This window comes from Thioalkalivibrio sp. ALE9 (assembly GCF_000377445.1).
Lineage (GTDB): Bacteria > Pseudomonadota > Gammaproteobacteria > Ectothiorhodospirales > Ectothiorhodospiraceae > Thioalkalivibrio.
In genome coordinates this window covers 319,505-345,653 of sequence record NZ_KB898123.1, presented here as the reverse complement: position 1 = coordinate 345,653, position 26,149 = coordinate 319,505, and the positions used below count along the sequence as shown (strand labels likewise).

The following is a 26,149-nucleotide window of genomic DNA, read 5'->3' as shown; positions in this document are numbered from 1 at the left end:
GGGCGGTGCGCGGGTCAGGCCAGTTCGCCGACGCGCACGATCTTCATGGCGTTGGTACCGCCATGCTCGCCCTGCAGGTCGCCCTTCGTAATGATAACCAGCCCGCCATCCTGCACGACGCCCTCGGCCTTGAGCAAGTTCACCGCTTCACGGTTCACACTTTCGTGGCTCTCGGGGATCGGGTTCAGGGTCACCGGGTAGACGCCGCGATATAGCGTCATGCGGCGGCTGGTGGACTCGTGCTGGGTGAGCGCGTAGATCGGGATGCCCGAACTGATGCGCGACATCCACAGTGCGGTGGAGCCGGACTCGGTCAGCGCGGCGATCGCGGCGACATCCAGATGGTTCGCCGTGTACATGGTGGCCATCGCGATGGCCTCGTCGACCCGGCCGAAGGTCGAATCCATGCGGTGGTCGGACTGACGCGCGGCGCGCTGACGCTCCGCGGCCTCGCAGATCCGGTCCATGCTGGTGACCACGCGCGCCGGGTAGCGCCCGGTGGCGGTCTCGCCGGAGAGCATCACCGCGTCGGTGCCGTCGAGCACCGCATTCGCCACGTCGAACACCTCGGCGCGGGTCGGGATCGGGTTCTGGATCATGGTCTCCATCATCTGGGTCGCGGTGATGACCAGACGATTGAGGGTCCGTGCCCGGGTGATCAGGGTCTTCTGCACGCCCGGCAGCTCGGCGTCACCAATCTCCACACCCAGATCGCCGCGCGCGATCATGATCACCTCGGAGGCGGCGATGATCTCGTCGATCACCTCCAGGGCCTCGGAGCGCTCGATCTTGGCGCAGATCCCGGCCTCCCAGCCGGCATCCTTCAGCAGGCTGCGCGCCAGGTGCAGGTCCTGCGCGGAACGCGGGAAGGACACGGCGAGGTAGTCCACCTGCAGCTCGGCGGCCAGGCGGATGTCCTCGCGGTCCTTGTCCGTGATCGCCGGAGCGGAGAGTCCGCCGCCCTGGCGATTGATACCCTTGTTGTTGGACAGCTCCCCGCCGACCTGCACCGTGGTCTCGATCCGGCTGCCCTTCACCGCCTTGACCTTCAGCACGATGCGGCCGTCGTCCAGCAGCAGGATATCCTCCGGCACCACATCGGCCGGCAGGTCCTTGTAGGTCAGCCCCACCTGGGTGGCATCCCCGGCATCCCGATCCAGCTCGGCATCCAGCGCGAAGGGCGCGCCCTCTTCCAGATGCACCTTGCCCTGCTGGAACCGGTCGATCCGGATCTTCGGCCCCTGCAGGTCACCGAGGACCCCGACACAGCGTCCGGCGCGCTCGGAGGCCGCGCGCAACCGAGCCAGGCGCTGACGATGGTCGTCCGGGTCGCCATGCGAAAAGTTCAGCCGGACCACATCCACACCCGCCCGGATGATGGCCTCCATGGCATCGTCGCTGTCCGTGGCCGGCCCGAGGGTGGCCACGATCTTGGTACGTCTCATCCGCGTCGATCTCCGTCAGCGGTGGACGCGCCCGGGCGTCAGCCCTTGGCGCGTTCTTCCAGGATGGCGACGGCTGGCAAGGTCTTGCCTTCCAGGAACTCGAGGAAGGCGCCACCGCCGGTGGAGATATAGCTGATGCGATCGGCCAGGTTGTACTTGTCGATCGCGGCCAGGGTGTCGCCCCCACCAGCGATGGAGAACGCGTTGCTCTCGGCGATGGCCTCGCCCAGGGCCTTGGTGCCACCGGCGAACTGGTCGAACTCGAACACGCCCACCGGGCCGTTCCAGACGATGGTGCCGGCGTTGCGCAGGGCCTCGGCGTAGGTCGCCGCGGTCTCGGGGCCGACGTCGAAGATCATGTCGTCATCGGCCACCGCGTCGACCGACTTGGTCTCGGCCGGGGTCGATTCGGAGAATTCCTTGCCCACGGTCACGTCGGTGGGGACCGGGATCTCGCCGCCCTTGGCGCGGGCCGCCTCCATCAGGCGCTTGGACTCGTCCACCAGGTCGGCTTCAAACAGCGACTTGCCCACGCTGTGGCCCTGGGCGGCGATGAAGGTGTTGGCGATCCCGCCACCGACGATCAGCTGATCCACCACGTTGGACAGCGACTCCAGCACGGTCAGCTTGGTCGAGACCTTGGAGCCGCCGACGATGGCCACCAGCGGGCGCTTCGGGGTCTCCAGGGCATGGCCGAGGGCCTCCAGCTCCTTGGCCAGCAGCGGGCCGGCACAGGCCTGCGGGGCGAACTTCGCCACGCCGTGGGTCGAGGCCTGGGCGCGGTGGGCGGTGCCGAAGGCGTCCATCACGAACACGTCGCACAGGGCCGCGTACTTCTTCGCCAGGGCCTCGTCGTCCTTTTTCTCGCCGGCGTTGAAACGCACGTTCTCAAGCAGGATCACCTCGCCCGGCTGGGCGTCCACACCGTCGAGGTAATCGCGCACCAGACGCACCTCTCGGCCCAGCAGACCGGCCATGTGCTCGGCGACCGGGGCCAGGGAATCCTCCTCGGAGAACTCACCCTCGGTGGGGCGGCCCAGGTGCGACATCAGCATCACGGCGGCGCCGCCGTCCAGCGCCTTCTGCACGGTCTCGAGGCTCGCACGGATGCGGGCGTCGGAGGTGACCTTGCCGTCCTTCACCGGGACGTTCAGATCCTGACGCACCAGTACGCGGCGACCCTGCAGGTCGAGATCGGTCATCTTGATGACAGACATGGGAGTACCTCTCGAAATACGGTTGAAAAGAAAGAAAAGGAAAAAGGCTTCGGGCTAGTCCCCGAAGGGACTGGCCCCAGGCCTCTGGACCCGGGAAGAGAAACGGCCGGACCCCGGAGAGGGCCCGGCCATCCGCCATTACTTGGCGACGTGCTCCACCATGCGCAGCATGTTGCAGGTGTAGCCGTACTCGTTGTCGTACCAGGCGACGACCTTCACGAAGGTCGGGTCCAGCTGGATGCCGGCGCCGGCATCGAATACGGACGGGGCGGTGTAGCCACGGAAGTCCGTGGAGACCACCAGCTCGTCGGTGTATCCCAGCACGCCCTTCAGCTCGCCTTCGGCCGCCTTCTTCATGGCCGCGCAGACGTCGTCGTACTTGGCGTCGCCGTTCAGTTCCACGGTCAGGTCGACCACGGAGACGTCGGAGGTCGGCACACGGAAGGCCATGCCGGTCAGCTTGCCGTTCAGTTCCGGCAGCACCTTGCCCACAGCCTTGGCCGCACCGGTGGAGGACGGAATGATGTTCTCCAGGATGCCGCGGCCGCCGCGCCAGTCCTTCATGGACGGGCCGTCGACGGTCTTCTGGGTCGCGGTGGCGGCGTGCACGGTGGTCATCAGGCCACGCTTGATGCCCCAGGTGTCGTTCAGCACCTTGGCCACCGGGGCCAGGGCGTTGGTGGTGCAGGAGGCGGCAGAGACCATGTTCTGGCCCGCGTAGTCACCGTGGTTCACGCCGTAGACGAACATCGGAGTGTCGTCCTTGGACGGCGCGGACATCACCACCTTCTTGGCGCCGGCGTCCAGGTGCTTCTGGGCGGTCTCGGCGGTCAGGAACAGGCCGGTGGACTCGATCACGATGTCGGCGTTGATGTCGCCCCACTTCAGCGCGGCCGGATCCTTCTCGGCGGTCAGGCGAATGCGGTTGCCGTTCACCACCAGGTGGTCGCCGTCGACGCTGATGTCGCCGTCGAAGCGGCCGTGCACGGAGTCGTAGCGCAGCATGTAGGCCAGGTATTCCGGGTCCAGCAGGTCGTTGATGCCGACCACCTGCAGGTTCGGGAAGTCCTTGGCGATGGCGCGGAAGGCCATGCGACCGATACGACCGAAGCCGTTGATACCAACCTTGATAGACATGGGAGTCTCCTCTCTATTGCTTATGCGAAATCGTTGCGGACTCAGCCGTTCAGCACGTCACGCGCGACCTGGGCGACGTTCGCCGGCTTGAAGCCGAAGTAGTCGAACAGGGCGCCCCCCGGAGCGGACTCGCCGAAGCGGTCCAGCCCGAACACCGCGCCGTCGAGGCCGGTGAACTTGTACCAGGTGGTCGTTGCGCCGGCCTCGATGGCGACCCGCGCGCGCACCGCGTTCGGCAGCACGGCCTCGCGGTAGGCCGGGTCCTGCTGTTCGAACAACTCGACGCAGGGCATGGAGACCACGCGCACCTTCTTGCCCTCGCCGGCCAGTTCGTCGGCGGCCTGGACGGCCAGCTCGACCTCGGAACCGGTGGCGATGAAGATCAGGTCGGGGGTGCCGTCGCAGTCCTTCAGCACGTAGCCGCCGCGGGCGATGTTGGCGAGCTGCTCGCCATCACGTTCCATGTGCGGCAGGCCCTGACGCGACAGGATGAACGCGGACGGGCCATCGGTGCGCTCGATCCCGGCCTTCCAGGCCACCGCGGTCTCGACCGCGTCGCAGGGACGCCACACATTGAGGTTCGGGATCAGGCGCAGGCTCGGGGTCTGCTCGACCGGCTGGTGGGTCGGGCCGTCTTCGCCGAGACCGATGGAGTCATGGGTCAGCACGTACATCACGCGCTGCTTCATCAGCGCGGACATGCGGATGCCGTTGCGGGCGTAGTCGGAGAAGATCAGGAAGGTGCCGCCGTACGGGATGAAGCCGCCGTGCAGGGCGATGCCGTTCATGATCGCGGCCATGCCGAACTCGCGCACGCCGTAGAACACGTAGTTGCCGGCGGCGTCGTCCTTACTGACGCCCTTGGAACCGCTGTACATGGTCAGGTTGGACCCGGCCAGGTCGGCGGAGCCGCCCAGCAGTTCCGGCAGCGCCGGGGCGTAACCGCCGATGGTGTTCTGCGAGGCCTTGCGCGAGGCAACCTTCTCGGCCTTCTCGACGGTCTCCTTGATGAAGGCACTGGCCTTCTCGCTCCAGTCGGCGGGCAGATCACCGGCGATGCGGCGTTCGAACTCGGCGGCCAGTTCCGGGTGCGCCTGCTTGTACGCGGCAAAGCGCTCCTTCCACTCGGACTCGGCCTTGGCACCCTTGTCCTTCGCGCTCCAGCCGGCGTAGATATCGTCCGGAATCTCGAACGGGCCGTGGTTCCAGCCCAGCTCCTTGCGGGTCAGGGCCACTTCGTCGTCGCCGAGGGCGGCGCCGTGGCACTCTTCCTTGCCGGACTTGTTCGGCGAACCGAAGCCGATCACGGTGCGGCAGCAGATCAGGCTCGGCTTGTCGCTGTGCTTGCGGGCCTCTTCGATCGCGGCCTTGACCGCATCGGCGTCGTGGCCGTCCACGCCGCGCACCACGTGCCAGCCGTAGGCCTCGAAGCGGCCCGGGGTGTCGTCGGTGAACCAGCCCTCGACTTCGCCGTCGATGGAGATGCCGTTGTCATCCCAGAAGGCGATCAGCTTGCCCAGGCCCAGGGTGCCGGCCAGCGCGCAGGTCTCGTGGGAGATCCCTTCCATCATGCAGCCGTCGCCGAGGAAGGCGTAGGTGTTGTGGTCGACGATGTTGTGCCCGGGCTGGTTAAAGTGGGCGGCCATCATCTTCTCGGCCAGCGCCATGCCCACCGCGTTGGAGATCCCCTGGCCCAGCGGCCCGGTGGTGGTCTCGACGCCGGCGGTGTAGCCGTATTCGGGGTGACCCGGGGTCTTGGAGTGCAGCTGACGGAACTGCTTGATCTCGTCCATCGGCAGGTCGTAGCCGGTCAGGTGCAGCAGGGAGTAGACCAGCATGGAGCCGTGGCCGTTGGACATCACGAAGCGGTCGCGATCCGGCCAGCTCGGGTTCGCCGGGTTATGCTGCATGTAATCGTTCCACAGCACCTCGGCGATGTCTGCCATCCCCATCGGCGCACCCGGGTGACCGGAATTGGCCTTCTGAACCGCGTCCATCGACAGGGCGCGGATGGCGTTGGCAAGCTCTCTACGGGTCGGCATGCTGATCTCCTGCTCTAAAGTAGTGTTGGGTTTGGCTGATGGCGGGCGGCGGCGCGAGGCGACAGCGGCGACCGACCCGGACGAGTCGGCCGAACGAGGGGCTCACGGTTATCGGCCGGCGCTCCGGCGCGCGGCGGCCCGAGCAGCCTGCGGGAGCAGGTACCACCCGACGGCGCAGCCAGCGCGGCGGGCAGCTCTCCCCATCAAACGCGGTGCATTTTGGCCACTTTCGCGCACCGGGGCAAGTCGCCCCCAGGGCGCGCCACGCTGCGCCCTCGCCACCGACCAGGGGGGCACATGCCCCTACCCTCGCCGGGGAGGGGCTTAGAAAAATCCCGCGAGTCGCGTTACACTAGCGGTCGTTTTGCGCAAAACTAAATGGAAACGACCATAAAGGAACGCCTAATGTCCAACGATTACATCTTCACTTCCGAGTCGGTCTCTGCGGGTCACCCCGACAAGATGGCCGACCTGGTCTCCGACACCATCGTCGACGCCATCATCGAGCAGGATCCGCACGCCCGTATCGCCTGCGAAACCGCCACCAAGACCGGCATGGTCATGCTGCTGGGCGAGATCACCACCGGCGCGCAGATCGACTACGAGAAGCTGGTGCGCGAAACGGTCTGCGAGATCGGCTACGACGACTCCGACAAGGGCTTCGACGGCAAGACCTGCGCCGTGCTGAACGTGCTGGGCGAACAGTCCCAGGACATCGCCATGGGTGTGGACCGCGACGTCTCCGACCGCGCCACCCAGGGCGCCGGCGACCAGGGCCTGATGTTCGGCTACGCCGCGCGCGAGACCGACACCCTGATGCCCGCCCCGATCTTCTACGCCCACAAGATGGTGCGCATCCAGTCCGAACTGATGAAGAGCGGCAAGCTGCCGTGGCTGCGCCCGGACGCCAAGAGCCAGGTCTCCCTGCGCTATGAAGACGGCAAGCCGGCCGGCCTGGACGCGGTGGTCCTGTCCACCCAGCACAGCCCGGACATCTCGCAGAAGGACCTGAAGGAAGCGGTCTACGAAGAGATCTTCAAGAAGGTCCTGCCGGCCGAGTGGCTGAGCCAGGTCTCCGACGACCAGATCCACATCAATCCGACCGGCAAGTTCGAGATCGGTGGTCCCGTGGGCGATGCCGGTCTGACCGGCCGCAAGATCATCGTCGACACCTACGGCGGCATGGCCCGTCACGGTGGTGGCGCGTTCTCCGGCAAGGACCCGTCCAAGGTGGACCGTTCCGCTGCCTACGCGGGCCGCTACGTGGCCAAGAACATCGTCGCCGCCGGCCTGGCCGACAAGTGCGAGATCCAGGTCTCCTACGCCATCGGCGTGGCCGAACCGACCTCGATCACCGTCGACACCTTCGGCACCGGCAAGCTGGATGACCGCAAGATCGAAGGCTTCGTCCGCGAAGCGTTTGACCTGCGTCCGTGGGGCCTGGTCCAGATGATGGATCTGCTGCGCCCGATCTACAAGCCGACTGCCGCCTACGGTCACTTCGGCCGCGAAGACGTCGACCTCCCCTGGGAGCGCACCGACAAGGCCGAGGAACTTAAGAAGATGGCGGGCCTCTAATAGCACCCGACATTTTGTAAGCGAAATACCCATCCGGCTGAGGAGCGCTGCAGCGGTTTAACCGTCAGGCTCAGCCGGATGCTCCCCTGAAACGTGAACACGGCGCTCATCCAGATAGACGGAGAAGTTAATCCATGAATGCTGTGATGAACGACAAGAAAACGACCGATTACGTCGTCAAGGACATCAACCTTGCCGAATTCGGCCGCAAGGAAATCGCGATCGCCGAAACCGAGATGCCCGGTCTGATCCAGACGCGCGAAGAGTTCGCGGCCTCCAAGCCGCTGAAGGGCGCGAAGATCGCCGGCTCCCTGCACATGACCATCCAGACCGCGGTGCTGATCCAGACCCTGGAAGCCCTGGGTGCCGACGTGCGCTGGGCCTCCTGCAACATCTACTCCACCCAGGACCACGCCGCGGCCGCGATCGCCGACAACGGCACCCCGGTCTTCGCCGTGAAGGGCGAAACCCTGGAAGAGTACTGGGACTACTGCCACCGCATCTTCGAATTCGACGGCGGCGCCAACATGATCCTGGACGACGGTGGTGACGCCACGCTGTTGCTGCACCTGGGCGCCAAGGCCGAGAAGGACCAGTCGGTCATCGCCAAGCCGGAGAACGAGGAAGAAGAAGCCCTGTTCGCCAAGATCAAGGAACGCCTGGCCGAACAGCCGACCTGGTACTCCGACATGCTCGCCAAGATCCAGGGCGTGACCGAAGAGACCACCACCGGTGTCCATCGCCTGTACCAGATGGCGAAGGACGGCGAGCTGGCCTTCCCGGCGATCAACGTCAACGACTCGGTCACCAAGTCCAAGTTCGACAACCTGTACGGCTGCCGCGAGTCCACCGTGGACTCCATCAAGCGCGCCACCGACGTGATGATCGCGGGCAAGATCGCCGTGGTTGCCGGTTACGGTGACGTCGGCAAGGGTGCCGCCCAGTCGCTGGCCGGCCTCGGTGCCACCGTGTGGATCACCGAGATCGACCCGATCTGCGCCCTGCAGGCCTCGATGGAAGGCTTCCGCGTGGTCACGATGGAAGAAGCGGCCGACAAGGCCGAGATCTTCGTTACCGCCACAGGTAACAAGGACGTGATCACCGAAGATCACATGACCCGCATGAAGGATCAGGCCATCGTCTGCAACATCGGTCACTTCGACTCCGAGATCGCCGTGGCTGCGATGCGCAAGTACGAGTGGGAGAACATCAAGCCGCAGGTTGACCACATCATCCTGCCGAACGGCAACCGGATCATCATGCTGGCCGAAGGCCGCCTGGTGAACCTGGGCTGCGGCACCGGTCATCCGAGCTTCGTGATGTCCAACTCCTTCACCAACCAGACCCTGGCTCAGATCGAGCTGTGGACCAAGGGCGACCAGTACGACAAGAACGTCTACGTGCTGCCGAAGCACCTGGACGAGAAGGTCGCGCAGCTGCACCTGAAGAAGCTGGGTGCCAACCTGACCCGTCTGACCGACGAACAGGCCAAGTACCTGGGTCTGCCGGTGGATGGCCCGTTCAAGCCGGAACACTACCGCTACTGATCGGCCAGCCTCACATTTCAATTCGTTGTTAATGTGAACGCCGGGGCGGGCCGCATGTTCGTGCGGTCCGCCTTCTTTTTGTCTGGAGGACAAACATGTCTGCACAAGAACGCGTCTACAGCGTTGAGTTTTTTCCGCCCAAGGACGAGGCCGGAGCCGAGCGACTGGCCAAGGCCCGCAAGCGTCTGGGCGCCCTGAATCCCGAGTTCTATTCCGTCACCTTCGGCGCCGGGGGTTCCACCCGCGACCGCACCCTGGAGACGGTCAAGGACATCATCACCAACGACGGCATCCCCGCCGCCCCGCACGTCTCCTGCATCTCCTCGACCAGGGGCGAGCTGCACGAGCTGCTGTCGAGCTACCGCGACATCGGGGTGAACCGCATCGTCGCGCTGCGCGGCGACCTGCCGTCCGGCACCAAGAACTCCGGCGGCGACTTCCGCTATGCCTCCGAGCTGGTGGAGTTTGTGCGCTCCGAGTTCGATGACCAGTTCAAGATCGAGGTCGCGGCCTATCCGGAGTTCCATCCGCAGGCCCCGAACGCCGAGAAGGACCTGGAGAACTTCAAGACCAAGGTGGACGCCGGCGCGGACGCCGCGATCACCCAGTACTTCTACAACGTGGATGCCTACGAGGCCTTCATGGAACGGGTGGAGAAGATGGGCATCACCATCCCGATCATTGTCGGGATTATGCCGATCACCAACTACACCCAGATCGTGCGCTTCTCCGAGATGTGCGGTGCCGAGATCCCGCGCTACATCCGCAAGCGGATGGAGGCCTACGGCGACGACAAGGAGTCGATCCGCAAGTTTGGTATCGAGGTCGCCACGCGCCTGACCGATGACGTGCTGAACAAGGGTGCCCCCGGGATCCACTTCTATTCGATGAACCAGGCCGGGCCGACCGAACAGATCTGGAAGGCCCTGGACCTCGACAACCGGAAGTAGCCCCCGTGCGCTGCCCCCGGCTGCTGCTCGAATCCGAGGCACTGGCCGCGGGGCGGTCGCTTCCCGCCCCGCAGGACCGCCTGCACTACGCCACCACGGTCCTGCGCCTGAAGAGCGGCGCCCCCTGCCGCGTCTTTGACGGCCTTGGCAACGAATTCGAGGCCACTCTCGAACTGAACGGTCGCCGCGACGGCACCTTCCACCTGGGCGAGCGTGCCGCGCCGCCGACCCACCCTGCCTTTCCGATCCACCTGCTCCAGGGCATTGCCCGCGGCGATCACATGGACCTGGCGATCCAGAAGGCCGTGGAACTTGGGGTGCAGTCCATCCGTCCAGTGCTCTGCGAACGCTCACGTTCGGCCGCCGCCCACAAGGGCCTGGACAAGCGCCAGCGTCACTGGCACGGGATCCTGCGCGCCGCGGCGGAACAGTGCGGGCGCAACGAGCTCCCCCAGTTGCAGGAACCCGCTCCACCGGACACGGTCCTCTCGGGCTGGCATGACACCCTGGCCTTGCTTGCCGAGGAAGGGGCGCCGGGACTGGATGCGCGCCTGGACGGCCGCAGCCGACCAGCGGCGGTCGCGCTGTTCGTCGGGCCGGAAGGCGGCCTCACGCCCGCGGAGATCGCGCTGGCACAGGACCGGGGATTCCTGGGGGTCGGGATGGGCCCGCGCACCCTGCGCACCGAAACCGCCGCGATGGCCCTGCTGACCCTGGTCCAGGCCCGCCTGGGCGACCTGCAGGGATAGCGCCCGTCCCGCCCGGAGACCAATGCGGCCTCAGGCCGGCTGGGCCTCGGCAATCTCCAGCAGGCGCTGTTCGAGGGTGTCGAGGCGCAGCAGGTGCGTGGTCACACCGGAGGCCTTCACCCGCCAGGACCAGGGGGTGGCGTCGGAATCTTCCAGCGCGTAGATGTTCTGCGGGGTGATCTGCACAGGGTGCGGCGTCCCGCGCACCTCGAGCGCGTAGAACGGCAGGTGCTCCGGCTGCATGACCGCCTGCATCACCAGCAGGCGGGTAAAGCGGCGACGGTCCTCGCCGCTGTCGCGGCCAGGGTCCAGCAGCTGATTCACGTTGATCACCGGCACCTGCACGTCCTGCCAGACCAGGCTGGGCTCCAGCCAGGGGATCCCCGGGTGTTCGGCGTCCTGCTCCACGGCACCCGCGCGGGTGGTGACCTCGAGAAAGGCGCTGCGCGGCAGCAGGATGGAGCCTGTGTCCAGCTGCACGATCACGGCCTCGACCGCCTGGGTCTGTGCGTCGTCGCTCATGCCGGCACCTCCTGCAGCTGCTCGCGGATGGCATTCAGCAGATCATTCTCCAGATACGGCTTGCCCAGATAACCATTCACCCCGAGGCGGTCGGCCCGCTCCCGGTGCTTGGTGCCGCTGCGCGAGGTGATCATGATGATCGGCACCTGCCCGAAGTCCGGGTGGTCCCGCACATGGGCGGCAAACTCGAAGCCATCCATGCGCGGCATCTCGACATCCAGCAGGATCAGGTGCGGCCGGCGCTCGTCGAGCAGACCCACGGCGTCCAGACCGTCGCGCGCGGTCACCACGTCGTAGCCGTGGCGGGTCAGCAGACGGGCCGTGACCTTGCGGATGGTGATCGAGTCGTCGACCACCATAATTCGCTTCGAAGCCGAGGCCTCGGACACCGCCTGCGGGGCTTCCGGCAGCGACGCGGTGGCCTCGGCAAAGCGCACCAGCATACTGAGGTCCAGAATCAGCATCACCGAGCCATCGCCCTGCAGGGTGGCACCCGCCACCCCCGGGATGCGACTCAGCACCGGGCCCACCGACTTCACCACGACCTCCTGACTGCCCAGCAGGCCGTCGATGCGCAGGGCCACGCGCCGGTCATCCGCCCGCACCAGCAACAGCGGGAAGGGATGATCCGGGAAGTGCTCGACCCCGGCCTGGCTCTCCACGCCCATCAGGTCGCCCAGGCCACGCACCTCGTAGTCCTGCCCGATGTAGTTGTAGGTCGCCTTGGCGTCCTGCGAGTCGATCTCTTCGGCGCGGGCGCGGACCACGCCCTCGACCGAGGCCATCGGGACCGCGAAGGTCTCCTCGCCCACCTGGACCAACAGGGCCTGGGAGATGGCCAGCGTGAACGGCAGGCGCATGGTGAAGCGTGAGCCCTTGCCGGGCGTCGACTGGATCTCCAGCGTGCCGCCGAGCTGCTTCACATCGCTGTTCACCACGTCCAGGCCGACCCCGCGACCGGCCACCTGAGAGACCTCGGCAGCGGTGGAGAAGCCGGACTGCAGGATCAGCTGCAGGGCCTGGGCGTCCGAGACTTCGGCATCGGGGGCGATCAACCCGCGCTCGAGCGCGCGGGCGCGGATGGCCTCGGCGTCGATGCCGCGACCATCGTCGGTCACCTGCAGACGGATCTCGCTGCCCGACTGCTCCAGGCTGACATCGATCTGACCCTGGACCGCCTTGCGCGCCTGCTCGCGCTCGGCCGGTGCCTCGATACCATGGGCGATGGCATTGCGCAGCAGGTGTTCCAGGGGCGACACCAGTCGTTCCAGCAGGGCGCGGTCGAGTTCGGCCCCCTGGCCGGTGAACTCCACCCGCACCGGCTTGCCGAGATCCTCGCCCGCCTGGCGCACCACGCGGCGCAGACGGGGCGCCATGCGGGCGAAACGCACCATACGCTGGCGCATCAGCTGATCCTGCAGGTCCGTGCCGACGCGGCGCTGCTGCAGCAGGATGCCGCCGGCATTCTGGAGTTCGTCGCCGACTTCCTGCTTGAGGGCCTCGAGGTCACTGACACTTTCGGCCAGGGCCCGCGACAGCTGCTGGATCCCGGAGTAGCGGTCCATCTCCAGCGGATCGAAGTCCAGGGCCTCCTCGCCACTCTCCTCCTCCACCCGGAACAGGATCTGCGCCTCGGTCTCGATCTCGAGCTTGCGCAGCTGGTCGCGCAGACGCGCGATGGTGCGCTCGAGTTCGTCGACCTGGCCCTCGACCCGCCCGACCGTCTGCTCGAATCGACGATGGAAGGTTGCCAACTCGCCGGCGTTGTTCACCAGGCTGTCGAGGACCTCGGCGTCCATGCGGACCTGGTCCTGAATACGGCGCCCCTCGGATTCCGGCGGCTCGTGGCTGCGCTGGTCCCCCGCTGCGGCCGGCATTGCCGCCTCGGCAGCCGGTGCGTCGGTCTCCGCGTCGCCCGCATCGGCCTCGGTCTCCGCTGGTGCGCCCGCCTCAGGCTCGGGCGATTCGCCGGCCTCGCCGGCGGCCCAGCTCCGCAGCGCCGGCAGCGATTCGCTGGCCGACTCGTCCATCTGCCAGGCCCCGACCCCGCGCTCCACCAGATGCTGGACATCCGTCAGGGCGCGCTCGGTGAGCTGGAAGAAGCCATCGCGCGGCTCGAGACCGGTCTCGGTCTCCACGCTCAGCGCGCTCTCGAGCGCGTGCGCGATGGCGCCGACCACAGTGAAACCGGCCATGCGGGCACTGCCCTTCAGGGTATGCACCTCGCGCTGGAAGGCGTTCTGGTCCGGACCGGGCCGCCCCCCGGCCTCGCGCCAGCCATGGAGGGCGGCGAACGCGGCCTCCAGGATATCCCGGGCCTCCTCGATGAAGACCTCGGCAAACTCCCAGTCGATCTCCAGCTCGGGCTCGGCGCCCGCTTCCGGCTCCGGGGACACCTCGGGCACCGCTTCGGCGGCTTCGGGTTCGTCGAATTCCGGCGATTCCTCCTCGCTGGACTGCTCCTCGGCACGCAGCAGTTGCTCGGCGGTCGCATGATCCAGCAGGGCGTAGACCTCGGGGGCCCAGGACGGCGGATCCAGCACCTTGGCCGGATCGGGTTCCTCGTCGGCCACCGCCTCGGCGACGTAGGTCTCCAGCCGGCGCAGCAGCTCGACGGCCTCGCCCGACAGGGCCCATTCCATATCCCGGTGGATGCGAATCAGGCGCTCGAACGGGCCGCAGACCGAGTAGATACCGCGGATGTCGGCCGTGCGCGCGCTGCCGTTCAGGGTGTGCAGCGCGCGCTCCAGATCATGATTCGGGATCCGGTCCGGGCGCCATTGCGATTCATCCAGCCAGCCCCGCAGGGTGAGCAGGTGCACCTGGGCCTCGGCGGCAAAGACCTGCCATAGCTGCGGGTCGGTCTCCATGCGCGCGGCCGAGTCTCCCGCCGAGGCCTCCGCGAGGTCCCCCTCGTCCGGTGCCGGTTCGTCGATCCCCGGCTCTCCGGGCGCGACCCCCTCCAGTTCCGGGGTATCGGCCTCCGGCTCGAGCGCGCCCTCCACGGGCAGCGAGTCGCCCCCCTCCAGGATCTCTTCCGTCACCTCGAAGGCATCGGCCGGGAGCTCGAGATCGTCCAGATCCAGCGGTTCGACATCCGGCGCGGAAGCCCGCAAGTCGTCGCTGCCCGCCACCGGGGCTGACTCCCCTTCCGGCTCTGCGTCGGGAACAGACGCGTCCGACTCGGGGACGGATGGCTCCAGCGCATCCGGCGGGAGGTCCGGCACGAACGCACCGGATTCCTGGAGGAGTTCGTCGGCAGCCTCATCCTGGTCTGGCTCCACAGGCTCCAGGGTCTCGCTGGATGCCACAGCGGCCGGGGCGTCCAGATCATCCAGGGTGCGCGCCAGTGCCTCGAATTCGGCTTCCGCACCCGACGGAGCGGCGGGGGCCATGGGCTCTTCGTCCGCCTCGGCCTCGGTTTCCGGCTCGCCACCGGCCAGGGCCCGCAGGCGCAGGGCGATATCGAGGACGGGGGTATCCGGTCCGGTGTCATCCCGGACCTCGCTCACCAGGCCCGGCAGGACCCCGATGGCGTCCTCGATAACCTGCAGGGTGGCGTGGTCCGCCTCATGCCCGGAATCCAGCAGGCGATTGAGGAAGGACTCCACCGCCCAGGCGAACTCGCCCAGACGCAGGGCCCCGGCCAGCCGCCCCGAACCCTTCAGGGTATGGAAGGAGCGGCGGATCACCGAGAGGGTGTCGAGGTCCGCCGGGTTGGACTGCCACAGCGGGAAATGCTGGGTCAGGCTGGCCACCTCCTCGTCCGCCTCCTCGAGGAAGATCTCGAGGATCTCCGGATCGACGTCGGGGCCACGCACCTGGTCCGCCAGCACCGCATCGTCAAAGGGCAGGGAATCACGTCCCCCGGCGGGCACCGAGCTCGTCGGGGGTGCAGCGGCCGCGACGTCGGTCGCGGGGATCCCGGCCTCGGCCCCCGGCTCCGGGGCGTTCTCCGCCGGCAGATCCTCGAGCGTGCCGGAGTCGAACGCCACCTCGTTGTCAGTCACCGGTTCGGCCGAGTCGTGCTCCGGCGCCGCCTCCGGGGCGTCCCCGGCCTCGGGAACCGCGGCCAGCGGCGCATCCGCGCCATCACCACCGGAGATCGCGCCGATGCGCTGCAAGGCCGCGATGCCGCGCTCGTGCACGCTGTCCAGTTCGCGCCAGGGCTGACCGGACGACTCGAGGGCCACCTCGATGCTGCTGAGGACCTCGGCCAGGGCCTCGACCTCGCCCTCCTCCAGCTCCGTGGCCGCCCTGCCGGCGCGGGCATCCAGATGCCGGATCAGCGGACCGAGGAGGGCATGCAGTGCCTCGAAGCCCGACATCGACATGGCCCCCTCGATGCGCCGCAGGCCCTCGCGGGCCTCGTCGAGGCCACCCTCGCCGGCCTCCGCCCCGGCGTCGAGGAAACCAAGGAAGATGTCACGCACCCGGCGAACATCGACCAGGGCCTCCTTGTAGACCGCGGCCGCCAGCGCGCGATCGAACTCCGCCTGCGGCGTGGGGCTGTGGCTCTTCCGCCGCAGACCGGACTCGAGCAGGGATTCGAGAGCCAGCAGGTGTTCCGCCAGCACCATGTCGACCTGTTCGTCGGCCTCGCCCGCACGCTCGGGGGTCAGCGACGCCGCCAGGGCATCGGTATGGTCCTGCCCGGACTCCAGACCCAGCAGGCTGAGCGTGGAACCGATCCGCTCGACCTGTTCGCGCAGGTGAGCCAGATCCTCGGCCCCGCGCACCGGGGAGCGCATGAGTACGTCCAGCCGCTCGCGTACCTCGGCGAGGTCGTCTTCCAGCGCCTGGCGCAGGTTGTCGTAGACCGAACGACCGACCCTGCTGGCGTCGTCCTCGAGGCCGAGGCCGTCGAGGCCGAACACCTCGCGCACCGCTAGGGTCTGCTCCCCTTCCGAAGTGGCACAGGCCACGTGAAACAGCAGGGTCTTGATCAGGTCCGAAGGCGCCGCGTATTCGGGCTCCGAACCCGCATCGCCGGCTTCCAGGTGGGCCGTTAGCGCGTTCAGGTAGCGCCCGAGTTCACGATCGACCCGCCCGACCAGGCGCCGCACGTCGGTATCGGCCTCGACCCCCCCGGCGGCGACCGCCTCCAGCACCGCACCGGCGACCCAGAACAGGCGGCGGGCCTCGCCCGCCGGGACGACCTCCTCGACTGTGCGGACAGTCGCCTGCAGGCGTGCGGCCGGTGCCGTCGCATCCTCGCCGCGCACCAGTTCCAGGAGATCGCGCTGAAAACGGCGGCGCGCCTGCTGCAGGACCGGGAGCCGGGCCGCCGGGTCCAGCACCTCGCCACCGGAACCCACGCGGTCATCGTCGACGGCCTGCGGGTCCGGCATCAGCGCCGCGACGTCCAGCAACAGCGATGCCCCCCGGCTGCTGCGCAGCTCGTTCAGCAGGGGGACCAGGATCATCGGCGAGGGCAGTTCGCCATCGCCCTCGTTCTCGAGATAGTCCGGAAGCTGCAGGGACGCCCGCAGCAAGGGCTCGGTGGCCGCCACGTTGGGCTCGTCAGCCTGCTGCAGTTCGTCCAGGACCTGGAGCATCTCGTCGAGGATCAGGACGACGCTCTCGACCTGGACCATGACCAGGGTATTGCGGATCTGCTCGACTCGACTGCGCGCCTCGGCCAGGCAGTCACCGCAGGTCGGGTCGTCGGAATACCGCCGCAATGCGTCCTGGACCTCGACAAACAGCTTGTCGAGTTCGTCGCGGACCCAGTTCAGTGCGCTGGATGCCATCGGCCGGGTCCGCCGTCAGGCCCGTTGTTCGTCGGAGGACGTCGTATCGGCGTCGGGATCGGGATCCATCGCATCGGGGTCCTCGCCAACCGCCTCAGTAGCGCTGCCCGGCTCCGGCAGCTTGAAGTCCGATACCGAGGACTGCAGCTGGGCCGAGAGCTGGGCCAGATCCCCGATCGCCGCCGCGGTGGACTGCGTCCCCTGCGTGGTCTCGGAGGTGATCTCGCGGATCTGCGCCATGATGGAGGTCACGTCCTGCGCCATCTCGGACTGCTTGCGGGCCGAGGAGGAGATACCGTCGATCAGGTCCGCGAGATCGGCGGAGACCTGTTCGATCTCGGACAGCGCCTCGCCCGCGGCCTGGGCCAGTTCGGCCCCCTGGACCACGTTGGCGGTACTTTGCTCCATGGAGCTCACGGCCTCGCTGGTATCCGCCTGGATGGCCTTGACCAGACCTTCGACCTGACGGGTCGCGGAGGACGAACGTTCCGCGAGGCGCTGGACTTCGTCGGCCACCACCGCGAAGCCGCGGCCGGCCTCGCCCGCCGCGGAGGCCTGGATCGCCGCGTTCAGTGCCAGCACGTTGGTCTGTTCGGCGATGTCGTTGATCAGCCCGATGATGTCGCCGATCTCCTGCGAGGATTCGCCCAGTCGCTTGATCCGCTTCGCGGTCTCCTGGATCTGCTCGCGGATACTGTCCATGCCCTCAATGGAGCGGCGCACGGTGCCGGCCCCGCGGGACGCGATCTCCACCGAGTTACGTGCCACGGAGGCCGACTGCTCGGCATCCTGGGCCACCTTGTCCACCGAACGCGAGACCTCGTCGATCGCGTCATCCGCGCGCTGGATCTCGCGGGCCTGTTCTTCCGACTTCTCGGCCAGCCCCAGCACCTGCGAACGGGTGGACGCCGAGGACTCGCTGATGTCGGCCGCCACCGTGTTGATGGTCGCAACCAGGGTACGCAGGTTCTCGATCGCGTAGTTCATCGAGTCCGCGATGGCGCCGGTGAAGTCCTCGGTCACCGTCGCGTTCACGGTGAGATCGCCATCGGCGAGGTTCATCATCTCGTCAAGCAGGCGCAGGATCGCCTGCTGGTTGCGCTCGTTCTGGGCCTCGGTCTCGGCCAGTTCGCGCTTGGTGTCGCGGTAGAGGAACAGCCCCATCGCGATCAGCAGCAGCAGCGCCAGGCCACCAAAGCCGAAGCCGATCAGGGCGATCACGCCCGCCCGTTCGGCCTCCCGCGTGATGGCGGTCTCGAACGCGCCGGTCGTCTCGAGCATCGCGCCACTGCTGGCCTCGACACTGGAGGCCGCGGCATTGACCTCGAACACCTGGGTGGAGGTATCCAGAACCCCTTCCACCGCCTCGCTGAAGGCCACGAACAACGTGGCGATTTCCTGCAGCAGGGCCCGTGCCTGCGGGTCGTCAACCGGCTCCACACCCAGCGGGGCGAAGCCCTCGATCAGCCCGTCCAGCACCCGCCCGTACAGCGTCGCGTCACGCTCGAAGCGTTCGATGGCGGCGGCGGCCTCGGCGCCACCCTGCAGCACCCGGCCGAGGTTGTTGGCGATCCGCTGGATCAGCATGGTCTGGCGTGCCGCCACATAGACCTGCTCGGGCGGCTCGCCGATCTGGGTCATGCGCCGCACGACATCATCGGACAGCCGCGACAGTTCCGGAGAGAAGGCCGCCACCGCGTCGGAGAACTCGGTGATCAACTGGATATCCGAACGCCCGAGGATGACCGTGTTGATATGGTCCCGATAGGCGGACCACTCGCGGTCCACGGTGGCGATGTCCTCCTGCAGGGGTTCCGGCAGCGGCTGCAGCCCTTCGCCCCCGGTGCGGATCCGTTCCAGACGTGCCTCGAAGTCATCCCGCAGCGACTGCAGGTCGGAGAATGCCTGCTCGGAACCCGCGGCGGCCTCCAGCGAGCTGGTGGCCAGCCGCTGCGACAGCAGGCGCAGGTCGTTGGCCAGCGCGATCCGGTCACGATACTGGCTCTGCTCGTACTCGTGGTAGGTAAAGGCCCCGCCGGTCGCGATCAGGGCCAGCACCAGCAGCCCCCCGAGGACAAAATTACGTGCGCGACGACTCGATCCCATCAGTTCATACCCCCTGTCGCAGCCCCGCGCCCCGCGTCATCCGACTGCGGCTGCGGACTGTTCGCTACTGGATGTACCGGCCAAGCCCGTGCCGGTAAAGCGATTGTTGTCATTCAGCAGCAGATCCAGATCCAGCACCGGATGCAGCCGGTGCCCGAGATCGAATCCGCCGGTAATAAAGGGTCGGACAGCCTCGGGGACCGAGACCTCCAGACGGCGTTGGGACGGGATGCAGCGGCGCATCCCCTCGACCTGGCTGACCAGCAGCCCGGCCATACCCTGGCCCTGCGGCGCCACCACGATCCGCTGCCCGGTCGCGTCGTCCGGCAATGGCCGGTCCAGCAACAGCTTGCCCATATCGAACACCGGCAGCACCAGCCCGCGCAGGTTGCCCACCCCCAGCACGGCGGCATCCGCCAGCGGTACGCGGGTGAGCGTCATCGGATCGGCCACTTCGGCGATCGCGTCCATGTCGACCAGAAAGCGGAAATCGCCAACGCGCAGCAAGACCCCGCGCCAGCCCGTACCAATGTCCCGCCGCAACTCGCGATTGACGCGGCGCCCTTCGCGATCAAGGCTCGCGATCAGCGCAAACGGCGAGGACAGGTCGGTCTTCATGCCGAAAGGTACTTCCCGATGGTTTCCAGCAGGTTCTTCTCGACCACCGGCTTGGTGATGTAGTCCCGGGCCCCCTGGCGCATCGCCCAGACCCGGTCGGTCGCCTGATCCTTGGTGCTGACCACGACGACCGGCACATGCGCCGTCTCCTCGGCCTGGGACAGCTGGCGGGTCGCCTGGAAGCCGTTCAGCCCGGGCATCACGACATCCATCAGCACCAGATCCGGGACCTGCGACTTCGCGGCCGCGACCCCGTCCTCGCCGCTCTCGGCGGTGGTCACCGAATGCCCGTGCTTCTCGAGCATGGTACGCAGCACGTGGATCTCGGTCGGGGAATCGTCAACGATCAGAATACGGGCCATGGGGTTCGTCTTTCCTTGGTTGGTGTGGCGGAACGCGTCATGCCGAGGGGCTGGCGTACTGACGCATGGCACCCAGGAGGTCGTCCCTGGTGAATGGCTTGGTGAGGTAATCCTCCGACCCCACGACGCGGCCTTTCGCCTTGTCGAACACACTGTCCTTGCTGGACAGCATGATGATCGGCGTGGCGCGGAACTGCTTGTTGTTCTTGATCAGCGCGCAGGTCTGGTAGCCATCCAGGCGCGGCATCATGACGTCGATGAAGATAATGTCCGGACGCGACTCGGCGACCTTGGACAGCGCCTCGAAGCCGTCCACGGCGGTAATGACCTCGGCCCCGTGCTTTTGCAGCAAGGATTCGGCGGTGCGCCGAATGGTCTTGCTGTCGTCGATCACCATGACCTTGAGTCCCTGAAACTCGGTGGCCGAGTCCGCTTCGGCAAGCGCGTTAGACACCTTCTCCCCCCCTGGCCATTTCGCCCCGAATCTAGCGGAAGCGGGGCCGTGTGACAAACAGCACACCATGATATTGCATCGCGCGCAGCGCAATGCATCGAACGCCGCCACCACCCCCCCGGGTGCCGCGCGAGATTCGATCAGCGTGGCATACTGCCCGGACACCCCGCACGATCGAGGCAACGTGACCACGAACATTGCCATCCTGATGGACCCGGTGACGGACATCAAACCCTGGAAGGACACCAGCTTCGCGATGATGCTGGCCGCGCAGGCCCGCGGGCACCGCCTGCACTATCTCGAGCCGGCCGATCTGTGGATCGAGGAGGGCCGCGCGAGCGCGCGCAGCCGCCCCATCGAGGTGCGTGACCAGCGCGACGACTTCTTCCGCCTGGGCGATCCGGAGACGGGCCCGGCGGCCCGTTTCGATGTGCTGCTAATGCGCAAGGATCCACCGTTCGATCTCGAATACATCTATGCGACCTACGCCCTCGACCTCGCCGAACGCGAGGGCGTGCGGGTGTCGAACCGGCCGCAGGCCCTGCGCGACGTCAACGAGAAGGCCTTTACCGCGCACTTCCCGCAGTGCTGCCCGCCCACGCTGATCACCCGCGACCGAAGCCGCATCCGCGCCTTCCTCGAGGTGCAGGGCGATATCGTGGTCAAGCCGCTGGACGGGATGGGCGGGGCGTCGGTGTTCCGCATCCGCCAGGGCGACCCGAACACCTCGGTCATCCTCGAGACCATCACCGAATTCGACCAGCGCAGCGTGGTCGCCCAGCGCTTCCTGCCGGAGTTCACCGAGGGTGACAAGCGCATCATCCTGATCGGCGGCGAGCCCTGCCCCGATGCCCTGGCGCGCATCCCCGCCGCGGGCGAGAGCCGTGCCAATCTCGCCGCGGGCGGCCGCGGCGAGGCCCGCCCGCTGACCGAGCGCGACCGCTGGATCTGCCGCGAGATCGCCCCGGAACTCAAGGCCCGCGGCCTGGATTTTGTCGGCATCGACGTCATCGGCGACTACCTGACCGAGATCAACGTCACCAGCCCCACCGGCGTGCGCGAGCTGGACGCCACCGGTCACGACCTCGCCGGCCAGTACATCGACTATCTCACCCGCCCGATCGAAGGATGACCGGCATGCGCCGCGCGACGACCCTCACCCTGCTCCTGCTGCTCGCCACCCTCCTGCTGGCCGCCTGCGGCCGCGAGGAACCGGATACCGAACAGCTGGGCTTCTACGCCTTCGGGACTCTGGTGGACCTCAGCCTGTACCCCGCGGGCCAGTACGACGTGGAGGCCATCGGGACCGCGGTTCAGGAGGAACTGGAGATCCTGCATACCTCCTGGCATGCCTGGGAACCCGGATCCCTTGGCCGGACCAACGAACTGCTGGCCCTGCAGGGCGAATTCAGCGCCCCGCCCTCGGTCCTGCCGCTGATCGAGCGCGGCCGCGAGATGGAGGCCCTCAGCGAGGGGCTGTTCAACCCCGCCCTGGGCAGACTGGTGGCGGCCTGGGGCTTCCATCAGGACGAGCCCCAGGGCCCGCCGCCGGACGACGCAACCCTGGCGAAACTGCTGGACGACCCCCCGAGCATGCAGGATATCGAACGCAATGGCGTGCGCCTGCGGGGCACCCACCCGGACCTGCAGCTCGACTTCGGCGGGCTGGCCAAGGGGCTGGCGGTAGAGCGGGTGCTGGACCTGCTCGCGGAACTCGGGGTGGAGGCCGCGATCTTCAACGCCGGCGGCGACCTGATGACCCTGGGCCGCCCCGAGACACGCCCGTGGCGCGTGGGCATCCGCCACCCGCACGGCGGCGTGCTCGGCAGCATCGAACTGGACGGCGGCGAAGCCCTGTTCACCTCCGGCGACTACGAACGCGGCTATGACTGGGACGGCACGCGCATCCACCACGTGATCGACCCGCGCACCGGCCGCCCGAGCCAAGGCATCGACAGCGCCACCGTGCTCCACCACGACCCCGCCCTGGCCGACGCCGCCGCCACCACGCTGATGATCGCCGGCCCGGAGGCCTGGCCGGAATACGCCCGCAAGATGGGCATCGACCACGCACTGGTGGTACTGGAAGACCGCATCGAGGCCACGCCGGCACTGGCCGACCGGGTACAACCCGGACGCGACCGCGAGCCATTCGTGGTGCGCGAACTGCCGTGAACGCCGGCCGGCTGCGCTGGGGTGACGCACTGATCGGCAGCCTGGCCGCCGGGATCGTGGTGGCGGCCTTCGTGCTGGCCTACACCCCTGCGGGCGATGCCCGAGTGCTGGTCATCAACCAGGCCGGGGCCGCGCCGCAGCAGGAACCCCTGGATCGCGCCCGGGTCCTCGAGGTCCGGGGCCCGGCCGGCATCACCCGCATCGAGATCGAACCGGGCCGGGCACGCTGTGCCGACTCCCCCGGGCGCCAGGACATCTGCGAATCCAGCGGCTGGCTGCAGGCCCACGGCGACGTCGCCGTCAGCCTGCCCAACCGGCTGACGCTGCAGGTGCTCGGCACCGACCCCGGCTTCGACAGCATGCATTATTGAATCCCGTGGCGCCCGGGCATCCGCAGGCCGGCAGCGACGCCCGTGACCGGGCCATCGCCGCGCTGGCCGCCATCGCGATCGGCATCCAGATCCTCGAGGCCGCGATCCCCAGCCCGATCCCGGGCATCAAGCCGGGGCTGGCCAATATCGTCACCCTGATCACGCTGCTGGCCCTGGGCTGGCGCGCGGCTGTGGCGGTGACGCTGCTCCGCGTGGTCGGCAGCAGCCTGCTGCTGGGGACACTACTGAGTCCCGCCTTCTGGCTGTCGCTGGCCGGGGCCGTCGCGAGCCTCGCCCTGCTGGCGGTCCTGCGCCCCTTCGCCCCCCGCCATGTCGGACCGGTCGGTCTGGGCATCGCGGCGGCGATGGCGCACGTCGCGGGCCAGTTCCTGCTCGCCTGGGCGGTGATCATCCCGCATCCCAATCTGCCCCTGGTGCTGCCCCCGCTGTTGCTCGCCGCCCTGATCACCGGCAGCCTGACCGGTATACTGACCGCCCAGGTCCTCGCCGATCCGCGAATCCAGCGTCATGTCCACACTCCCCAGCCCAGCCAGTAGCCCCCGTCGAACCCGCGCGCTAGTGGGCGTCGGGGCCGTGCGTGGCCGCCCCGCCGGGCCGGAGGCGGCATGACGCCCCACGCCAGTCCGGGCACGCCCCCGCCGGAGACGCCGCGCGTGCAGGACCACCTGGGGACCATGATCTTCCTCGCGGTGGTCGCCCACGCGCTGATCATCCTGGGGATCGGCTTCGCGGTCGATCCCATCGAAAGCCCGACCCGCGAACCGCTGGACATCACCTGGGTCACCGACCCCGACGCCCCGCCGCCGGAGCCGGACGAAGCGGTCGAGCACATCGCCACCCGGGACCAGGCCGCCAGCGGCGAGGGCGAGGAGATCCAGGAGGCACAGGCGCCGGAGGCAGAGGATGCCGGGATCGGCGAGCCCGAGCCGGAGGGCCTCGATGCACCATTGCCGGAGGCCGGCCCGCTGGTCATGGACCCGGCACAGCCGGAACCCGAACCGGAACCCGACGCGGTCGCCGCCGACACGCCGGACGCACACGCCGCGGCTCCCGAGGTCGCCGACCCCGAGCCACTGGAGTCCCCCGACGCCGAAGACCGGCCCTCTGCAGCGACCCTGATGAACCGTGGCCTGGAGAGCGCCCGCGCGGCGCCCGCGGAGGAGCGCCAGGCATTCTCGACCCGGGCCAGCCGCACCCGCTACCTCGACAGCCTCGCCGCGCGCAGCGCCCCCGAGGCCGCCTACCTGCAGGCCTGGATCAACAAGGTCGAACGCCTGGGCAACCTGAACTATCCGGACGAGGCGCGGCGGCGCGGCCTGTCCGGGACCCTGGTCCTGTCGGTGCGCATCAACCCGGCGGGCGAACTGCTCGATATCCAGGTCGCCCGCAGCTCCGGGGAACCGGTCCTGGACCAGGCGGCGATCCGCATCGTGGAGCTGGCGGCCCCCTATGCCCCGTTCACGGACGCCATGCGCGAGGAATACGACGAACTGGTGATCACCCGCACCTGGGCCTTCCGCCGCGACCAGATGCAGCAGATCCGCTGACGGATCGGCCCGGCCCCGCCGGCTGCCTTGCGACCGGCCGGGTCAGCATCGATACTGGAGCCATGAATCCGACGACCGCCCGCCACGAGCCCGACAGCCTGCGCGATCACTTCCTGATCGCGATGCCGAGCCTGAACGATGGCTACTTCAGCCATGCGGTCACCTATATCTGTGACCACGACGAAGAGGGCGCGCTGGGGCTGGTCATCAATCAGCCTACCGAGTTCTCGCTGCGCGAACTGCTGGAGCACGTGGAACTGGAGCCCGGCGAGGACCTGCCGGAGATGCCGGTCTACCGCGGCGGCCCGGTGCAGCCGGAACACGGCTTCGTGCTGCATTCCGCCGAGCAGACCTGGCGCGGCAGCCAGCCCATCACCGACTCCATCATGTTGACCACCTCGCGCGACATCCTCGAGGCAATCAACGCCGGGCAGGGCCCGCGCCGAGTCCTGATCGCGCTGGGCCACGCCGGTTGGGGCCCTGGCCAGCTGGAGAGCGAGCTGGCCGAGAATGCCTGGCTCACCGCCCGCGCCGACGCCGACATCCTCTTTGACCGCCCCAGCGCCGAGCGCTGGCGCGCCGCCGCCGAACTGATCGGCATCGACGTCAATCTGATCAGCTCGGCCTCCGGCCACGCCTGATCGTGGGGCTGCTGGCGTTCGACTACGGGCGACGCCGAATCGGGGTCGCGGTCGGCGAAGAGCTGACCGGCTCGGCCCGCGGCCTGCGCACGTTCGCCAGCGACGCGCCCGACCTGTGGTCCGGCATCGACACGCTGGTGGCGGAATGGGCCCCGGAGGGTTTCGTGGTCGGCTGGCCGACCCAGGCGGACGGCAAGCCCACGCCACTGGCGCGGCGCATCCGGGGCTTCGCCCGCACCCTCGAAGAACGCTACGGGCAACCGGTATACTGGAGCGACGAGCACCTGACATCCCACCTGGCCCGCGAGCGCCGCCGGCCGGGACGCCACGACCCGGGGCTGGACGCCCATGCCGCCGCGGTCATCCTCGAAGGCTGGTTTCTGGAGAACGCATCATGACGCCGGACGTCCCGACCCTGCTCGACGACATGGCCGAACAGGCCCGCCACCATCTCAAGACCCACGGGATCGACCAGCCGATCGTCGTCGGCATCCATTCCGGTGGCGTCTGGATCGCGGAGCACCTGCGCGAACGCCTGGGGGTGGAGCGCCCCCTGGGCAAGCTCGACATCAGCTTCTACCGCGACGACTTCTCGCGCATCGGCATGCACCCGCAGGTACGCCCCTCCGAGTTGCCGGAGGATCTGGACGGAGAGCACGTGCTGCTGGTCGACGACGTCCTGTTCACCGGGCGCACGATCCGCGCGGCGCTGAACGAGCTGTTCGACTACGGCCGCCCCGCCTCGGTAACCCTGGCGGTGCTGGTCGAGCGCGACGGACGCGAACTGCCCATGGAGGCCGCGATCGTCGGGGCCCACATGGAGCTCGGCAAGACCGAACAGATCAAGCTGCGCGGGCCCGAGCCGCTGCGCCTGGAGCGGGTCGCCATCGACCCCGAGGACCTGAAGGCCTGAG

At 68.0% G+C, this 26,149-nt stretch carries 22 protein-coding genes and 1 riboswitch; of the genes, 12 read left to right on the top strand and 10 right to left on the bottom strand.

What is annotated here, in order from left to right; genetic code table 11:
- Positions 1 to 14: 14 nt before the first annotated feature.
- From pyk to tkt, 4 genes are all read right to left on the bottom strand, one after another.
- Positions 15 to 1,445, bottom strand: coding sequence for a pyruvate kinase (pyk, locus tag D106_RS0104795; protein WP_018875965.1), 1,431 nt, complete (start codon positions 1,443 to 1,445; stop codon positions 15 to 17).
- Between the two features lie 38 nt (positions 1,446 to 1,483).
- Complete coding sequence (locus D106_RS0104790) at positions 1,484 to 2,662, bottom strand: phosphoglycerate kinase (protein ID WP_018865941.1); 1,179 nt, start codon at positions 2,660 to 2,662, stop codon at positions 1,484 to 1,486.
- A 138-nt stretch (positions 2,663 to 2,800) separates the two neighbouring features.
- On the bottom strand, positions 2,801 to 3,799 hold the full coding sequence (gene gap / locus D106_RS0104785; protein ID WP_018865942.1) for a type I glyceraldehyde-3-phosphate dehydrogenase: 999 nt from the start codon (positions 3,797 to 3,799) through the stop codon (positions 2,801 to 2,803).
- 41 nt (positions 3,800 to 3,840) lie between these two features.
- Entirely contained in the window at positions 3,841 to 5,841 is a 2,001-nt protein-coding gene (gene tkt, locus D106_RS0104780; protein ID WP_018865943.1) for a transketolase, read from the bottom strand.
- A 405-nt stretch (positions 5,842 to 6,246) separates the two neighbouring features.
- Here tkt and metK point away from each other — a divergent pair, with 405 nt between their 5' ends.
- From metK to D106_RS0104760, 4 genes are all read left to right on the top strand, one after another.
- The gene (gene metK, locus D106_RS0104775; RefSeq protein ID WP_018865944.1) at positions 6,247 to 7,419 is read left to right on the top strand and encodes a methionine adenosyltransferase; all 1,173 of its coding nucleotides are present in this window, start codon (positions 6,247 to 6,249) and stop codon (positions 7,417 to 7,419) included.
- Positions 7,420 to 7,452: 33 nt separating this feature from the next.
- Positions 7,453 to 7,534: riboswitch (S-adenosyl-L-homocysteine riboswitch) on the top strand.
- Positions 7,535 to 7,553: 19 nt separating this feature from the next.
- A complete protein-coding gene (ahcY, locus tag D106_RS0104770; RefSeq protein ID WP_018875962.1) occupies positions 7,554 to 8,966 on the top strand; it encodes an adenosylhomocysteinase in 1,413 nt (470 codons plus the stop codon).
- Between the two features lie 95 nt (positions 8,967 to 9,061).
- Positions 9,062 to 9,916, top strand: coding sequence for a methylenetetrahydrofolate reductase [NAD(P)H] (metF, locus tag D106_RS0104765; protein ID WP_018865946.1), 855 nt, complete (start codon positions 9,062 to 9,064; stop codon positions 9,914 to 9,916).
- A gap of 5 nt (positions 9,917 to 9,921) precedes the next feature.
- Entirely contained in the window at positions 9,922 to 10,665 is a 744-nt protein-coding gene (locus D106_RS0104760) for a 16S rRNA (uracil(1498)-N(3))-methyltransferase (RefSeq protein WP_018865947.1), read from the top strand.
- Positions 10,666 to 10,695: 30 nt separating this feature from the next.
- Here D106_RS0104760 and D106_RS0104755 read toward each other — a convergent pair whose 3' ends face one another.
- From D106_RS0104755 to D106_RS0104730, 6 genes are read right to left on the bottom strand one after another with little or no spacing between them, the layout of a single operon-like run.
- Complete coding sequence (locus D106_RS0104755; protein WP_018879359.1) at positions 10,696 to 11,187, bottom strand: hypothetical protein; 492 nt, start codon at positions 11,185 to 11,187, stop codon at positions 10,696 to 10,698.
- The gene (locus D106_RS0104750; RefSeq protein WP_018879358.1) at positions 11,184 to 16,940 is read right to left on the bottom strand and encodes an Hpt domain-containing protein; all 5,757 of its coding nucleotides are present in this window, start codon (positions 16,938 to 16,940) and stop codon (positions 11,184 to 11,186) included. Before D106_RS0104750 ends, D106_RS0104755 begins: the two co-directional genes overlap by 4 nt.
- A gap of 15 nt (positions 16,941 to 16,955) precedes the next feature.
- Positions 16,956 to 19,046 carry a methyl-accepting chemotaxis protein gene (locus tag D106_RS0104745; protein WP_018865950.1) on the bottom strand — a complete coding sequence of 697 codons (2,091 nt, stop codon included), beginning with the start codon at positions 19,044 to 19,046 and terminating at the stop codon, positions 16,956 to 16,958.
- A 36-nt stretch (positions 19,047 to 19,082) separates the two neighbouring features.
- Entirely contained in the window at positions 19,083 to 19,664 is a 582-nt protein-coding gene (locus D106_RS0104740; protein WP_018865951.1) for a chemotaxis protein CheW, read from the bottom strand.
- Positions 19,661 to 20,026 (bottom strand): PleD family two-component system response regulator, encoded by a 366-nt coding sequence (locus D106_RS0104735; protein WP_018865952.1) that lies wholly within the window; start codon positions 20,024 to 20,026, stop codon positions 19,661 to 19,663. The genes D106_RS0104740 and D106_RS0104735 overlap by 4 nt, the downstream gene beginning before the upstream one ends.
- A 37-nt stretch (positions 20,027 to 20,063) precedes the next feature.
- Positions 20,064 to 20,480: a PleD family two-component system response regulator gene (locus D106_RS0104730; RefSeq protein ID WP_026279175.1), complete on the bottom strand. Its 417-nt coding sequence runs from the start codon at positions 20,478 to 20,480 to the stop codon at positions 20,064 to 20,066.
- A gap of 184 nt (positions 20,481 to 20,664) precedes the next feature.
- Between D106_RS0104730 and gshB the strand changes: the two genes are divergently transcribed.
- The 8 genes from gshB (at position 20,665) to pyrR (ending at position 26,148) form a co-directional block, all read left to right on the top strand.
- Positions 20,665 to 21,612, top strand: a complete 948-nt coding sequence (gshB, locus tag D106_RS0104725) for a glutathione synthase (protein ID WP_026280564.1) — start codon at positions 20,665 to 20,667, stop codon at positions 21,610 to 21,612.
- Positions 21,613 to 21,617: 5 nt separating this feature from the next.
- Positions 21,618 to 22,655 (top strand): FAD:protein FMN transferase, encoded by a 1,038-nt coding sequence (locus D106_RS0104720; protein ID WP_018879356.1) that lies wholly within the window; start codon positions 21,618 to 21,620, stop codon positions 22,653 to 22,655.
- Positions 22,652 to 23,026: a NusG domain II-containing protein gene (locus tag D106_RS0104715; protein WP_018879355.1), complete on the top strand. Its 375-nt coding sequence runs from the start codon at positions 22,652 to 22,654 to the stop codon at positions 23,024 to 23,026. Before D106_RS0104720 ends, D106_RS0104715 begins: the two co-directional genes overlap by 4 nt.
- 5 nt (positions 23,027 to 23,031) lie before the next feature.
- Positions 23,032 to 23,583 carry a Gx transporter family protein gene (locus D106_RS0104710; RefSeq protein ID WP_018877222.1) on the top strand — a complete coding sequence of 184 codons (552 nt, stop codon included), beginning with the start codon at positions 23,032 to 23,034 and terminating at the stop codon, positions 23,581 to 23,583.
- A 69-nt stretch (positions 23,584 to 23,652) separates the two neighbouring features.
- Positions 23,653 to 24,594 (top strand): energy transducer TonB, encoded by a 942-nt coding sequence (locus tag D106_RS0104705; protein WP_018877221.1) that lies wholly within the window; start codon positions 23,653 to 23,655, stop codon positions 24,592 to 24,594.
- Between the two features lie 62 nt (positions 24,595 to 24,656).
- A complete protein-coding gene (locus D106_RS0104700) occupies positions 24,657 to 25,235 on the top strand; it encodes a YqgE/AlgH family protein (protein WP_018877220.1) in 579 nt (192 codons plus the stop codon).
- Positions 25,236 to 25,237: 2 nt separating this feature from the next.
- Complete coding sequence (ruvX, locus tag D106_RS0104695) at positions 25,238 to 25,633, top strand: Holliday junction resolvase RuvX (RefSeq protein WP_018865960.1); 396 nt, start codon at positions 25,238 to 25,240, stop codon at positions 25,631 to 25,633.
- Positions 25,630 to 26,148: a bifunctional pyr operon transcriptional regulator/uracil phosphoribosyltransferase PyrR gene (gene pyrR / locus D106_RS0104690; protein ID WP_018865961.1), complete on the top strand. Its 519-nt coding sequence runs from the start codon at positions 25,630 to 25,632 to the stop codon at positions 26,146 to 26,148. The genes ruvX and pyrR overlap by 4 nt, the downstream gene beginning before the upstream one ends.
- Position 26,149: the final 1 nt, after the last annotated feature.

Bases quoted from the DNA above. Each gene is read 5' to 3' on its own strand.
- pyk (WP_018875965.1), bottom strand. From the start codon at position 1,445: ATGAGACGTACCAAGATCGTGGCCACCCTCGGGCCGGCCACGGACAGC.
- D106_RS0104790 (WP_018865941.1), bottom strand. From the start codon at position 2,662: ATGTCTGTCATCAAGATGACCGATCTCGACCTGCAGGGTCGCCGCGTA.
- gap (WP_018865942.1), bottom strand. From the start codon at position 3,799: ATGTCTATCAAGGTTGGTATCAACGGCTTCGGTCGTATCGGTCGCATG.
- tkt (WP_018865943.1), bottom strand. From the start codon at position 5,841: ATGCCGACCCGTAGAGAGCTTGCCAACGCCATCCGCGCCCTGTCGATG.
- metK (WP_018865944.1), top strand. From the start codon at position 6,247: ATGTCCAACGATTACATCTTCACTTCCGAGTCGGTCTCTGCGGGTCAC.
- ahcY (WP_018875962.1), top strand. From the start codon at position 7,554: ATGAATGCTGTGATGAACGACAAGAAAACGACCGATTACGTCGTCAAG.
- metF (WP_018865946.1), top strand. From the start codon at position 9,062: ATGTCTGCACAAGAACGCGTCTACAGCGTTGAGTTTTTTCCGCCCAAG.
- D106_RS0104755 (WP_018879359.1), bottom strand. From the start codon at position 11,187: ATGAGCGACGACGCACAGACCCAGGCGGTCGAGGCCGTGATCGTGCAG.
- D106_RS0104750 (WP_018879358.1), bottom strand. From the start codon at position 16,940: ATGGCATCCAGCGCACTGAACTGGGTCCGCGACGAACTCGACAAGCTG.
- D106_RS0104745 (WP_018865950.1), bottom strand. From the start codon at position 19,046: ATGGGATCGAGTCGTCGCGCACGTAATTTTGTCCTCGGGGGGCTGCTG.
- D106_RS0104740 (WP_018865951.1), bottom strand. From the start codon at position 19,664: ATGAAGACCGACCTGTCCTCGCCGTTTGCGCTGATCGCGAGCCTTGAT.
- D106_RS0104735 (WP_018865952.1), bottom strand. From the start codon at position 20,026: ATGGCCCGTATTCTGATCGTTGACGATTCCCCGACCGAGATCCACGTG.
- D106_RS0104720 (WP_018879356.1), top strand. From the start codon at position 21,618: ATGCGCCGCGCGACGACCCTCACCCTGCTCCTGCTGCTCGCCACCCTC.
- D106_RS0104705 (WP_018877221.1), top strand. From the start codon at position 23,653: ATGACGCCCCACGCCAGTCCGGGCACGCCCCCGCCGGAGACGCCGCGC.
- D106_RS0104700 (WP_018877220.1), top strand. From the start codon at position 24,657: ATGAATCCGACGACCGCCCGCCACGAGCCCGACAGCCTGCGCGATCAC.
- pyrR (WP_018865961.1), top strand. From the start codon at position 25,630: ATGACGCCGGACGTCCCGACCCTGCTCGACGACATGGCCGAACAGGCC.